This is a genomic window from Aneurinibacillus migulanus (genome assembly GCF_001274715.1).
Lineage (GTDB): Bacteria > Bacillota > Bacilli > Aneurinibacillales > Aneurinibacillaceae > Aneurinibacillus > Aneurinibacillus migulanus.
The window spans coordinates 347,634-360,954 of the sequence record NZ_LGUG01000013.1 but is presented as its reverse complement, the minus strand read 5'-3'; the positions used below and the strand labels follow the sequence as shown (position 1 = coordinate 360,954).

Here is a 13,321-nt window from a genome sequence, read left to right as displayed (position 1 = left end):
ATATAATGCTTGTTGCTAATCTCTTTTAATCGCTCGATATCTATCGCGCCCAATGCACGTTTCTCCTCCTCTTCATTTGCCTTAACAATATCGATCAATGTTTTATCAGCCGGTACCGCATTCTCTTCTAAATATAACGCATTAGATAGCATGACAAGCGCTTCCGCACGCGTCGAGTATTTCGTCACTTTCGTGGGTAATTTTTATATACTCGCACACATTCGAGTGTTACTGTTCAGTTTTCAAGGAACTTGTTTTTGCGTTGCGCCGTGTTTCAGCGGCGACTTTTATAATATATCACACACTCAATAAAAGAACAAGAGTTTTTTTCGTTTTTTTCTTTTTCATAAAAACATACGTCCTTTATGTTTTGAGCATGTAACATCATATCATGACCACAAATTAAATTCAACGCTAGAATATCATCCATACACCAAGCTAATTATTAAATCTTAATGAAAACAAAATCATGTAAAACGAGCCGTTAATGCACAAAAAAGACGGTACTATTACCGTCTCTTTGCTTGCTACTTGCCGTCAAAAATGATAACCGTTTTTAAATTCTATGATCTAGAATGATCTTTTATGCTTCGTTACTTCTTATCGTCCTGATGCAATGTTGGCTCAACTTTCCCTACCTTCTGATTAACATAACGGGCTGCAACAAATAAAAAGTCCGATAATCGGTTTAAGTAACGAATAACCGTCGGATTGACTTCCAAATGCTCTGCGACAGCAATCGCTTTACGCTCCGCCCTTCTGGCAACTGTCCGGGCAAAATGCATTCCCGCTCCGGCAGGGCATCCGCCCGGCAACACAAAATTCTTCAGGGCTGGAAGCTCCGCATCCCACTTATCGATCATCTTTTCCAGCAGCTCTACATCTGACGCTTCGATTTTCCAGCCCACTTCTTTGCCTGCGGGGGTTGCCAGTTCAGCTCCAATATGAAACAACTTCGTCTGTACAATATGGCATACGGAGAAAAGTTCTTGCCATTCCTCTCCTTGTGGCACATGAGACAGCGCAAGCCCGATTGCCGAATTAGCCTCATCACACGTTCCATATGCCTCGACCCTTGGATCATACTTTGGTACACGCATACCGTAGACCAGACTGGTTTCTCCTTTATCACCGGACTTCGTGTAAATCTTCATCATTTATTCCCTCCCGCCATACTTTCTACTTTCGCAAGCTTTCTGATGCTTCAATATCCCTGGCGCAAGTCAATCACGTTTATCATGCCTTTTGTTTCCCCTTCATTATATGCGGCAAGATTATGGTGAAAAATCTCCAATGCACGTTCCATATATAATGGGGAACGACCTGATATATGCGGTGTTATCAGGCAGTTTTCCAGTTGCCAAAACGGTGACGAAGCAGGAAGTGGCTCTTCGGAAAACACATCCAGAACCGCCATCTTTAACTTTTTGCTTCTCAAATGTTCCAGCAGTGCTTGCTCATCAACAATTGCGCCTCTGGCAATGTTAATTAATACAGCATTTTCTTTCATAACCCTGAGCTCTTTCTGGCCAATCATGCCACGGGTTTCTTCCGTCAATGGTACAATAACGACAACATAATCACAGCGCGGAAGTACAGAAAGTAGCTCCTGCTGCGAATACATCTCATCACATCCAGACTTCACTTTCCCACTCCGACTTACGCCAAGCACCTTCATGCCAAATACTTGCGCACGAAGCGCAATCTCTTCCCCTATGGCTCCTACACCGATAATTCCAAGCGTCTTACCATACAACTCTTCTACACGGATGCTTCGTTCCCATTCATTATTACATTGCTTCTCATACAACTCATTCATTTTACGTGCAACTTGAAGCATGACACCAAACGTATACTCAGCCATAGGAATCTTATGAATTCCACTTGCATTTGTCACCAATATACCGCGCTCAGCTAACAAGGACATAGGCATCATATCCATCCCTGCGCTTAGCACCTGAATCCAACGAAGATTTTGCATATCCTGCATGTTATCGGGCGTCAAATCTTCCCCGTATGTAACCAATACATGTGTATCTTTCACATCTGTCTCGGCTTCACTCATCTGATCATAGAAATAAAAATCATGATGTGGATATGCCTTTTCTAATTTCTCTTGATGACGTTTGCTCATTTTGGCTGTCGAGACAATTTTCATTTCAACAGTGCCTCCCCTCTGCTCCGCATAATATATAATGATCCAATCCATGCAAGGAGGATATGGGAATGTCAACACTTCTTGATGTACTGCCCACTTTATAACTTCTTAGCAATCACAATAAGCTCAGTACTTTTAGAATCAAATGCTTTTTTAGAGAAATCACCGAAACGTTCCACTATGCCGAATCCTGCTAATCTCAGTAGATGATGTAACTCTGAGGGAAATATGTAACGAATATGCAACGGTAATACTACACGCTGCACGACCACGCCGTCCCGATCCGTACGTTCATACTGTCGAATAATCTCAGCAACCTGCCGAAAATGGTCATACCTCGTATAATCCCATACTACAAGTCGATCTTCACTACCTGGAATCATATAGATTCCCCTTGTTGAACTTTTCTCGTCCTGCTCATACAAATCTTGAATTGTAGGGACGAATACATTCAATGCAAGTAGCCCACCCTCAGTCAAATGCTTACGAACTTGCCGCAAAGCCGTCATTTGCTCCTTTACCGAAAGCAAGTGCAGAAAGGAACGGTACGGAATCATAGCTAGCGGAAACGTACGTCCTAATTCAAACGTACGCATATCATCATGAATAAATGTTATTTTATCGTTCACCTGTGCCATATCTGCTTTAGCGCGTGCCTTCTCCAGCATCTTCTCTGAAGCGTCAACACCTACTACCTCGACTCCCTTAAGCGCCATTGGAATCGAAATACGGCCGGTACCGCACCCCAAGTCAAGTACTGTTCCTTTTGCTTCTAGCCCCAAATCCGTATAAAACTCAACATCACGGTCTAAACCATTGGAAACGATGTCATAATAATCGGTCCAATCGTAATGAGCTATGCTCATTAAATGCCTCTCACCTTTCCGTCCAGGACAATTGCCTGTTGCTTACTGCAAATTCTCAGAAATATACTGCAACGCTTCGTCTACATGACCATCTACTTTTACTTTCCGGTATTCTTTTGCCAGCCGGCCTTCTTTATCAATAATGAATGTAGAACGCTCAATCCCCATATACTCTTTGCCAAAGTTTTTCTTCAGCTTATAGACATCATACAACTTGGATACTTCAACTTCCGTATCGCTTAACAGCAGGAAAGGAAGATTATATTTCTTAATGAATTTATCGTGAGAGGTTAAATCGTCTGTACTTATACCTAGAATCACCGTATCTTTACCAGTAAACTCTTCCACTTTGTCCCGAAAATCGCAAGACTCCTTCGTGCAGCCCGGCGTGTTATCTTTCGGATAAAAATATAACACTACATTCTTGCCTCGAAAATCACTCAACGACACATTCTCTCCATTGCTTGCCGGAAGTGTAAAGTTTGGTGCATCTTGTCCAACCACTATATTTGCCATTATGTATTCCCCCATTTCTGCGTTATTTAACTCTTCTTCATCTTATCAATTTTCATCCAATAAAACAAAATAAAGGAGCGAGTCCTTTATTTAAGAACCAGCTCCCCGATAATTCTTCACACCATAATTCCATACCATAATGCCTAACACAAAAAATACAACACCGACTACAGGAGTCAACAAAGTATACATATAATATTCTTCACGTGAAAGGAAATAGGCCGCAGGATAAATACCTACAAAAGCAAACGGCAAAATCCATGTCAACAGAAAACGAATAACCTTGTTATAAATATTAACAGGATAACGGCCATAGTTCTGAATATTCCATATCATTGGTGAAATGCCCGTCTTTGAATCTGAGAAAAATCCAATCGCCGCAATCGCCGTATAAACACCTCCATACACAAGCACGCCCGAGAGGACAAGAAAGACGAATACAAGCGGATCATACCAGGAAAGCGAAAGCCCCATATGAAATCCTGCATATACCATAATAACGATACCTGTTACCGCACCAGCTAATGACTGGGGGTCCATCGTTTCGAGCATTACCTGGAACAAATTATGTGCAGGCCGTGTCAATACCCGGTCCATCTCTCCTTTAATGATATATTTCTCCTGAAATTCCCACAGATTAAAAAACGTAGAGAATACCGCATATGGCACAAGAAAAAAACCATAAATAAAAATAATTTCGTCACGTGTCCATCCCTTTAGAAGTGATGTATGCTGAAAAACAACCAAAATGAAAACTAGATTTGTAACCTGAAATGCAAAATCCGAAACAATTCCATTTATAAAGTCCATCCGATAGGCAAGTCGCATTTTAAAATACTGTTTAAGGTAATCACCGAAAAGCGAAAGATAAAACACAAAATTCCTCCTTGCTTTATTCCATCCGTATACCGGGCAGATTATCTCCTCTTTATAATGTTATGCGTTCCGTCTATCAAGTCAATATGGTAACAATCAAGAAAAGAGATAAATACATCTAAAACGAAAAACGAGGCGACTGTTCGCCTCGTTTTGTTCGTTATTGAATTTCCAGTGCAGAAAGCATTTTTGAGGTAAACAAAAGCGGTATATCGGACGTATACACTTTCCATTCACCGGTTACAGAATCTTTTTTAAGCATAACTACACCCTTAACCGTTTGTGTATTGTCCAGGTGTTTTCCGCCTTCTTTGCTTGTGCTCAAATGATACGTAACTCCGTCCACCTCTACAACAGCAATCCGATTCCATTTGCCAATGACAGTAGCTTTCAGATCGCCTTCATGAGTAATCTCAATTGTGTACCCTTCTTCTTTCATCTTTTTTAGCACAGCTGCCGTCAAATCACTGGTCGCTTTATGATATCCGATATAATGCTTGTTGCTAATCTCTTTTAATCGCTCGATATCTATCGCGCCCAATGCACGTTTCTCCTCCTCTTCATTTGCCTTAACAATATCGATCAATGTTTTATCAGCCGGTACCGCATTCTCTTCTAAATATAACGCATTAGATAGCATGACAAGCGCTTCCGCACGCGTCGAGTATTCAAACGGTTTAAAATATCCTCCCGGATAACCGTTAATAATTTTCACCGAACTTGCCTTACTTACTTCGCGTGCAGCCCAGTATGAATCTTTTATATCTTTGAATTGCTTTCCATTCATTTCGTCAAAATCGATCGTGTATGCAAATGCTCGCGTGATTAATGCTGCAATCTCGCCCCGGGTGATTTTATCATTCGGGCCAAACGACTTCTCCGTTACACCTTTAACAATCCCAAGCGAACTTGCAATATTGACCGCCTCGGAATACCATTGGTTCGGCTCGATGTCAGAAAATACACGCGGGTCCTGATCGGGATTTTTCTTTAAGCCGAGCGCACCAACTAGCAAAGACACGAATTCAGCACGCGTAATTTGCTTATTCGGCCTAACTGAGACTGTTCCGTCTTTTTCGATGTACCCTTTTATGATATCAGCATGAACCAAATTATATGCTTCATCTCTCGCCCAGTGTCGCTCCATATCTCCAGGTAAGTAGCTATTTACCGTCGTTATTTCTTTCAACTTGCCGGAAGGCTCGTCCGCCCATACTTGTCCGGGCAAAACACTGAGAGTTCCCAATGCAGCAACAAGCGTGACTTTACTTGCGAAATGTGTAGTATATCGTTTCACGATAAGGTCCCATTCCTTTCTTCACAGTTCATACATTCCATTTTTTCGTAATTATGGTAGATATTTTTTCTTATATTTTGTTTTGCCAATATGTACATAGAAAGATTTGTTGAATAACAAGATAGCGACTTTTTATTCTATAGGTTATTTTAAAGTAATTTCATTCATTGGAACTATAGTCATATTTTAGTGTTAAAGCGTTTCTTTACCTGCTTCCTAGTATCTTTTAACCAGTATTTTTTAAAGGAAAAAGACTATAAAAAAAAAGCTTCTTTTAACGATAAGGAAGACGCTTTTGCTGAAATCTCTTCTATAAGAAGCTAACTGCTCTTCAGTAACGGCAGATACATTATGGGTGCCAAATGTAGCGATCCCTGCCATTTCTGAAATAAGACTAACCTCTTTGACAACCCGTTCTACACCTGAAGAAAACTCTTGCACCGCAAAAGATGCTATCTACAAACTATCTCCTAGACACTACCAAATGAATATGTTATCATTTGGTGAATTTTACTTAGAGGGGGTGTAGGTACGTGTTCGGATCTGTTCAAACATGGTTTATTGTAGAAACTTCCAATATAACACATGATTTTTCACTCCAAGGGGGAAGTCTGCCCTTTTTTGCCTCTACAATAAAAAAAGAACAGTTTCATTTATGGCGTACCATGCATCTATAAAGCCAATCAGCAAACATTAGAATCACGATAAGGATGCCACAGGTATATTGCCTGTGGTTTTTTGTGCTTTTTTCAAGTCAAAATAAAAAATAAGCGAGGTAGCAACAATGTCGATAAAAAAATACACAGAAGCAAACAGAGAAGCCTGGAACGAGGTAACACCAATTCATCAAAAAGCCAGAAACATTAATGTAAAGAAACAATTCAAAGAAAAGGGATTCTCGCTTCTAGACAAAGTTATTACAGAAAAGTTCAAGGAAATAAATATACACGGTAAAACAGTTGCACAGCTTTGCTGCAATAATGGGATAGAACTTCTTTCAATTATAAATTTAGGAGCAAAAAGCGGCACAGGCTTTGATATCTCGGATTATGCCATACAAGAAGCGAACGAATTGGCCATTGTTTCTAATCTGCCATGTACTTTCATTCGCACCGATGTTTATGACATTGGCAAAGAGCATACAGAGCAATATGACTTAGTATATATTTCGATTGGCGCTTTGACCTGGCTCCCGGATTTGCAGCGCTTTTTTACAATCGTGTCAGGCTTATTAAAAAAAGAGGGTACTCTCGTTATTTACGAAATGCATCCGTTCTTAAATATGTTCGCTGTAGAGGGAGAAACAGAGTTTGAAGAACCATTGAAAGTGGCTTTCTCTTATTACAAAAACGATCCATGGGTTAGTTATAAAGGGATCGACTACATTGGCGGAACCGCCTATAAATCAAAACCTAATTATAGCTTTAGCCATACACTATCGAATCTCTTGAATTCTATAATGCAGAGCGGTATTCATATCAAGGAATTCAATGAGTACGATCACGACATTTCCTGCATATTCGGACATTTGGAAAAGGAGAACAAACTTCCGCTAAGTTATATTTTAGTGGGCAAAAAATAACATCATAGAACACTTTTGATTCTTTTGCTCATTTTTTCCCCGTAATCGAACCGTTCAGGCAAACGACTCGTTATCTTAAGTGAAATAAATGCAAAATACTATGCGAGGAGAATGCCTGTATGAAAAAATTTACATCAGCAAGTTTTTTGATGGCACTAATCATGTCACTGTTCGCCGCGACTTCTTTCGCCGCTGCCGTTCCAGACTTTCAAACGCTTGGATTTCCAAAGGTAGTTGCTGAGCAGACGATCAATGCCGGGGAAGCTGCTAAAATTACATACGAGCATGTGGAGCTCAAGATTCCGGAAGGTACATTTACAAATGAAGTAAAATTCCAAGTGTTAGAAGGGAATCTGGAGGATTTTCAGGCAAAAGCACCTAAAGGCGAAACAGTACTAAAAACTTTCGCCTTTAAAGTTACCGATTTGACAACCAATGAACGAGTTGGAAAATTTAATAAGCCTGTTCTGTTTAGTTATACATCACCTGATATTAACTCCAGCAGTAAATATTACAATATAAAAACAGACGGCACATTTGCTTTAAACAATGTTCTTCCTGAAATTCATGGCAAAACCTTGACTCATCCAAATCCAGGGGCTCCAGTAGGTTGGGCGGTCACTTCATCGTCATCCACCGTTAAAAAAACCGTTGAAGAAAAAGGCTTTGACGACAATATTACCAACAACTCCCTTGCTATAAGCCCTGATGAAAAGCTTGCAGTTGTCTCAGATAGCCGTGAAAAATCAATCCGCGTCTTTGACCTCGTCAAAGGCACTTTACGCAAAGAAATCGATGGCTTCATCACGCCGAGAAACACCGTGTTCATTAATGATGGCTCTGAGTTTGTTGTTTCAGACAGCACGCTAGGCACTCTACGTTTCTATGATGTGAACAATCTGACCTTAAAGGATGAAATCGTGGTCGGTCCAGGTGCATTCGGAACTGCTATCAGCCCTGATAAGGAAACGCTGTACGTCAACAATCAAGCACACAGTTCGGTGACAATCGTCGATCTTGAGAGACGTAAGCCGACTGAGGTTATTACCGGATTCGCTCAACCACGTCAGGGAATCGTCATATCTCATGATGGACGCTATGTATTCGTTACGAATTTCAAGGGAGATAAAGTATCAGTTATCGATACCGAAACAAAAAGTATTGTGCGTGAGATTACCGGATTTTCTATGATTCGTGCTATCTCCGTAGCAGCCGATGGTCGTACTTTATATGCTGCAAACAGTGGTCGCGACAGCATTTCTGTAGTGAATATCTCTAAAGGTGAAATCACTAATGAGATAAAAGTAGGACGAGAACCCTATGGTGCAGCCCTATCTCCTGATGGCAAACTACTTTTCGCTAGTAGCAAGCTGGACAATCGTATTGATGTAATTAATACTCTCGATAACCGCGTGATTGAAACTATTAAGGGCTTTACAGAGCCTAGGCAAGCGATCATCTTTAGCCACGATGGAAGTCGTGCCTATGTCCTTAATCGCGATCTCTCGCTATCGCGCGTAGATGTAAAGGCCGGTATGATTACCGATACCTTCCGTGCAAATAAATAACCTTAATTATTTTCATTTTCATAACAAAGCGAAAGCCGACTTCCTATAAGTTAAGGAAATCGGCTTTCACTTCGTTAGGTTGGTTCCTATTTTTCTGTTACCATTGGTAGCTTAATGATAAACTGTGTACCGTTTCCCTTCCTGCTTCTAACCTCAACTTCACCGTTCATTTTTTCAATGAGTCGATAACTAACCAGTAATCCTATACCCGTTCCTTTTGTTTTTGTTGAGTAAAAAAGGGTACCAAGACGTTTTACTTCTTCTTCTGTCATCCCAACACCTTGATCGTTCACACAAATTTCTGCTATTCCATTCGTTTCCCTTAGATTCACTTCTAACTCTCCTCCTCTCGGCATAGCTTCAATACCGTTTTTCATAATATTAATGAGGATTTGGTTAAATTTATCAGGGTCTGTTTCTATATAAGGGCAATCAGCAATAAATAATTTCATGTGAACATTTTGTAGTGTGGCATAAGAAGACATTAAGCTGGTTACATATCGGATTTGCTCAGCAACTGAAAATCTTTCTACTTTCTCCAATTTGGGCTTAGCAAAGGATAAAAAGTCTGTAATAATTTCCTGTGTTCTGTCTATTTCTTTTATTACTAGCCCTATGTAAGGCTTAACTTCCTCTGGAATTTTCCTGTTTTCATCAAACAATTGCATGAAGCCTCTTACAACAGTTAAAGGATTTCTGATTTCATGGGCGACAGATGCAACCAGTTCACTCATTACATTTAATTTATCTGACTGACGCAATTGATGTTGGATTAATGCTTTTTCTTTTAACCCTTCTATTAAATAAACGGTAACCCACATGGTAAATGTCTGAATAGTAGTATACCCAGCAAAAAAAAGTGAAAATCCCTTATCAATTTGTATGTCTGACCAAGCCATTTTCATATACGTTACAGTAGCAATTAGAATGGATGTACCAAGGGCTATAATTGCTGCAAGAAACACCCTATAGCGTGTAGAACAGCTTTGATAACGGGGTGTGATCGCGATTAAACATGGAACCAGAAAAGAACAAACAATCAATGGTACAAAAAATCCCCCACCACCCAGGTAATAACGATAGCCTAAAAAAACAACCGTAACAAAAATTCCTGACCTGTACCCTCCATACAAAAATGATATAAGTAAAGGAACAGTCCTTAAATCCAATAAATATCCATTAGAGATTGGAAAAGTGAAAATCATACACAATACAATAGATACCGTCGACAATAACCCATATGCAAATCTAGATTTTCTTTTATCTTCTAGTAAATCATTTTCGCCCCAGTATAAATGATAAAGTAAAATCGGAAATAAAATTAAAAAAACCTGTAATAAAATCTGATTAATTCCATCAATTACATTCATATGATCATTCGCTTGTCTTCCTGATTTTTAGCATTGTATTAACGTTTTTATGAAACTCATAAGAACTCTTACTTTCAACTGCTTCCCATCCCCTCATTACTATCCATTCTTTAATCTCATCTATCCGATCGTATCTTTTACCATTCATATCCGTTATAGGGAAAATGCGTACTTCTTCTTTTGTTACTCTAAGTAGTTCATCTATCGTTTGAATATGAAAATAATAATCTATATTATCAGCGTACATAAATAACAAGTGAGCAGACAGCGTAATATCAAAAAAGCCATCTTCAAAAGGTAAAACTGGTAATACAACCGGAAAATATCTACTTTTATTCGTCTCCTCCATATCTTTTATACACTGACTCAAAGCCGTTACTCTTTTATTTTTCAATTCAACTATGTTTTCAAAGTAGTCCCAGCGGTAATTATCTTTAACTTGTTCAATTTTTGGAATGATATATTCGATATCCTGCAATCCTTTTTCTTTAAGAGCCTCAACTGAATGATAATATGCAAGATCAGCTGCGACAGATCTAATGCCACGTTGATTTGCTATCGCAGTAAATGAACATGCCCCACCAGGACAATCAAGCACGCTCTTTCCAATTAATTGTTCCTCTTTCAAATCAAAAATTAATAAATATTCCTCCCACGTTCTTCCAAGAAAGACCACTCGATTAAGCTCTAACTTTTTTGTGTTATAGACTTGTCCAGCCATCATTCTGCTCCTTATTAAACCATTGACCATTCCAAATATATACAAAATTCGACAAGAATAGCCGGTAATCCTTCTTGAAGAAAGAAACTTTTGCAAGCAATTTCATATTTTTAAAAGTCGGAAGGTGAATAAGTTTATGGAACAAATAGCTGTTCAAAAAATAAAAACCCCTTCCTTAGAGCAAAGAAGAGGTTAAAGGAAATGATTTAATTAGCTATACTATATCTTATTCCCTTAATGAGAAAAAGTGCTAACAAAAGAAAGAATCTGAGGAACGAATCAGAAAACTAATTTAGAGCAAACACACCTCGATACGTCTAAGCCTTCACTAAAACTCCATTTACCACCATCCATACTACATTGAACGTATATACAAGTTCGACATAAACAAGCACCTACTAGACACCTTCAGAAATTCTGCAAGAAAAAAGAGAGAAACCCTTGTATACCAAGTGTTTTCTCTCTCCTAAAAATCAGCTACCCTTATCCTCCCTGAATCACGACACTCTTACGGGCTCGCCACCACATAAGCCATATTGGCAATAGCAATACGATTACCCATACGAATTGAATAAGCAGTGCCGTGTGGACCTTCTCTCCCACCATTCCTCCTGTAAAAATCATACCCGGCAAGTAACTAATCGCCTGAAAGGGTAAATATTTCAGTATCTCCTGAGCCCATTCGGGATAAAAGCTGATCGGCAGGATTAATCCTGAAAACAAATCAACAATCACTCGTTTCGCTCTCATAATCCCTTCATTATTATAAAAAAAGAACGTTAATAAGCCTGTAATCAGGTTAATCTGCGTATTAACGACAAAACTAATCATCAGGCTGAGCAAATACCAACTCCAGGTTACACCACTGTCCGGATAATAAATCGGAAAGATAAAGCTGACGATTAGCATGCCCGGTACAGAAAAGAATAGCAATCGAAAAATTCCTTCGCCGAATCCCTGCATAAGCTTAACTGTTACATAGTTATATGGCCGTATCATCTCAATGGCGACTTTTCCCTGTTTAATATCCATCGCCATCTCTTGGTCAATATTATTAAAATAAAATGCACGGGCCATCCAACTAATGGCCACGTACGTAACCATCTGCTGTGCAGTTAATCCGCCCATGCTGGGCTGCCCGCCATAAATCGCATTCCACAAAAAATAATACGCCCCGATATTAATGCTATAGACAACAATGCCGCTGTAATAGTTCACACGATACGCGAGCATTGTCAAAAAGCGGATGCGGATAATTTCCGCGTACATGCTAAACATGCGTAATCCCCTCTTGATAGATGTTACGTACAATCTCTTCTGTACTCACTGCTTCAATAGAAATATCCTTCACTTCATAATGAGAAATAATGCGAGATAATAAATCTGATACAGCGGCATCCTCTTCCCCAAATACTGCCCGGAATCGCACTTCGTTTTCCTTTTGCCATATGACGGGCAACGTACCAGTCAGGCGTTCCAAGTCCTCTAGCTCAGCAGGTCTCGTGAACTCAATCATAACCCTCTTTTCATTTCCCCATGTGGTGCGCAACTCATTCAGCCCGCCATCATAAATAATATTACCATTATCAAGCATAACGACGCGTGACGACAGCGCTTCAATATCCGACAAATCGTGTGTGGTTAACAGGATCGTTGTACCATATTTCTGGTTAATCTCTTTCAAAAACTCGCGAATTTTCAATTTGACCAGCACATCAAGACCAATCGTGGGCTCGTCGAGAAACAATAATGGCGGATTGTGAATAAGCGCAGCTGCCAGCTCACAGCGCATTCGCTGTCCAAGGCTAAGCTTGCGTACCGGTTTATTCAGCAACTCTCCGATTTCGAGCACCTCAATTACGTGGCCCATGTGGCTTTTATAGTCTTCATCCGAGAGCCGATATACTTTTTTCAAAAGCGTAAACGATTCCTGAACCGCAATGTCCCACCAAAGCTGGCTTCGCTGACCAAATACAACGCCAATCGTACGCACGAATTTTTCTCGTTCACGGTGCGGGTCCATGCCATTTACGCGAAGATAACCCGACGTAGGCATAAGAATGCCGGTGAGCATTTTAATGGTAGTCGACTTGCCTGCTCCATTCTCGCCTATATAGCCGACGATTTCACCAGGAGCAATTTCAAGATCGATTCCGTTAACAGCACGCATCGTTCGATACTGTCGATTGAATAAATCACGAAACGCACCGGTAAGTCCCGGACGGCTAATATGTGACTTAAATTCTTTTGTAAGTCCTTTCGCTTCAATTCGTAGCATCTTACCTTCCCTCCGTTTTTGTTCCACTAGCTATCATACATCTTTTGCAATTAGTTTTCATTACTTTCGTATAGGAAACCCCTACTGCC

The 13,321-nt window shown here is 39.9% G+C and carries 13 protein-coding genes; 2 read left to right on the top strand and 11 right to left on the bottom strand.

Annotated elements, in window-relative coordinates; translation table 11 throughout:
* From AF333_RS34080 to AF333_RS30975, 7 genes are all read right to left on the bottom strand, one after another.
* On the bottom strand, window positions 1-188 hold a 188-nt coding region (locus AF333_RS34080; RefSeq protein ID WP_235497075.1), incomplete at its 3' end, for a hypothetical protein.
* A gap of 405 nt (window positions 189-593) precedes the next feature.
* Window positions 594-1,154: a cob(I)yrinic acid a,c-diamide adenosyltransferase gene (locus AF333_RS31000; protein ID WP_043065853.1), complete on the bottom strand. Its 561-nt coding sequence runs from the start codon at window positions 1,152-1,154 to the stop codon at window positions 594-596.
* A 50-nt stretch (window positions 1,155-1,204) separates the two neighbouring features.
* Window positions 1,205-2,158 carry a D-2-hydroxyacid dehydrogenase gene (locus AF333_RS30995; protein WP_043065827.1) on the bottom strand — a complete coding sequence of 318 codons (954 nt, stop codon included), beginning with the start codon at window positions 2,156-2,158 and terminating at the stop codon, window positions 1,205-1,207.
* A 98-nt stretch (window positions 2,159-2,256) separates the two neighbouring features.
* Entirely contained in the window at window positions 2,257-3,024 is a 768-nt protein-coding gene (locus AF333_RS30990; protein WP_043065826.1) for a class I SAM-dependent methyltransferase, read from the bottom strand.
* 42 nt (window positions 3,025-3,066) lie between these two features.
* A complete protein-coding gene (gene bcp, locus AF333_RS30985; protein WP_043065825.1) occupies window positions 3,067-3,540 on the bottom strand; it encodes a thioredoxin-dependent thiol peroxidase in 474 nt (157 codons plus the stop codon).
* A 90-nt stretch (window positions 3,541-3,630) separates the two neighbouring features.
* Window positions 3,631-4,416: an ABC transporter permease gene (locus AF333_RS30980; RefSeq protein WP_043065824.1), complete on the bottom strand. Its 786-nt coding sequence runs from the start codon at window positions 4,414-4,416 to the stop codon at window positions 3,631-3,633.
* Window positions 4,417-4,576: 160 nt separating this feature from the next.
* Complete coding sequence (locus tag AF333_RS30975) at window positions 4,577-5,713, bottom strand: S-layer homology domain-containing protein (RefSeq protein ID WP_052812044.1); 1,137 nt, start codon at window positions 5,711-5,713, stop codon at window positions 4,577-4,579.
* Window positions 5,714-6,497: 784 nt separating this feature from the next.
* On the opposite strand from AF333_RS30975, the gene AF333_RS30965 reads away from it, so the two are divergent.
* Both AF333_RS30965 and AF333_RS30960 read left to right on the top strand, forming a co-directional pair.
* On the top strand, window positions 6,498-7,295 hold the full coding sequence (locus AF333_RS30965) for a class I SAM-dependent methyltransferase (protein ID WP_043065822.1): 798 nt from the start codon (window positions 6,498-6,500) through the stop codon (window positions 7,293-7,295).
* A gap of 119 nt (window positions 7,296-7,414) precedes the next feature.
* The gene (locus AF333_RS30960; RefSeq protein WP_235355922.1) at window positions 7,415-8,863 is read left to right on the top strand and encodes a beta-propeller fold lactonase family protein; all 1,449 of its coding nucleotides are present in this window, start codon (window positions 7,415-7,417) and stop codon (window positions 8,861-8,863) included.
* 86 nt (window positions 8,864-8,949) lie between these two features.
* On the opposite strand, the gene AF333_RS30955 is transcribed toward AF333_RS30960, so the two are convergent.
* The 4 genes from AF333_RS30955 to AF333_RS30940 form a co-directional block, all read right to left on the bottom strand.
* Entirely contained in the window at window positions 8,950-10,233 is a 1,284-nt protein-coding gene (locus AF333_RS30955; protein WP_043065821.1) for an ATP-binding protein, read from the bottom strand.
* A gap of 4 nt (window positions 10,234-10,237) precedes the next feature.
* Window positions 10,238-10,954 (bottom strand): class I SAM-dependent methyltransferase, encoded by a 717-nt coding sequence (locus AF333_RS30950; protein ID WP_043065820.1) that lies wholly within the window; start codon window positions 10,952-10,954, stop codon window positions 10,238-10,240.
* 483 nt (window positions 10,955-11,437) lie between these two features.
* The gene (locus AF333_RS30945; protein ID WP_043065819.1) at window positions 11,438-12,232 is read right to left on the bottom strand and encodes an ABC transporter permease; all 795 of its coding nucleotides are present in this window, start codon (window positions 12,230-12,232) and stop codon (window positions 11,438-11,440) included.
* Window positions 12,225-13,232 carry an ABC transporter ATP-binding protein gene (locus AF333_RS30940; protein ID WP_043065818.1) on the bottom strand — a complete coding sequence of 336 codons (1,008 nt, stop codon included), beginning with the start codon at window positions 13,230-13,232 and terminating at the stop codon, window positions 12,225-12,227. Before AF333_RS30940 ends, AF333_RS30945 begins: the two co-directional genes overlap by 8 nt.
* Window positions 13,233-13,321: the final 89 nt, after the last annotated feature.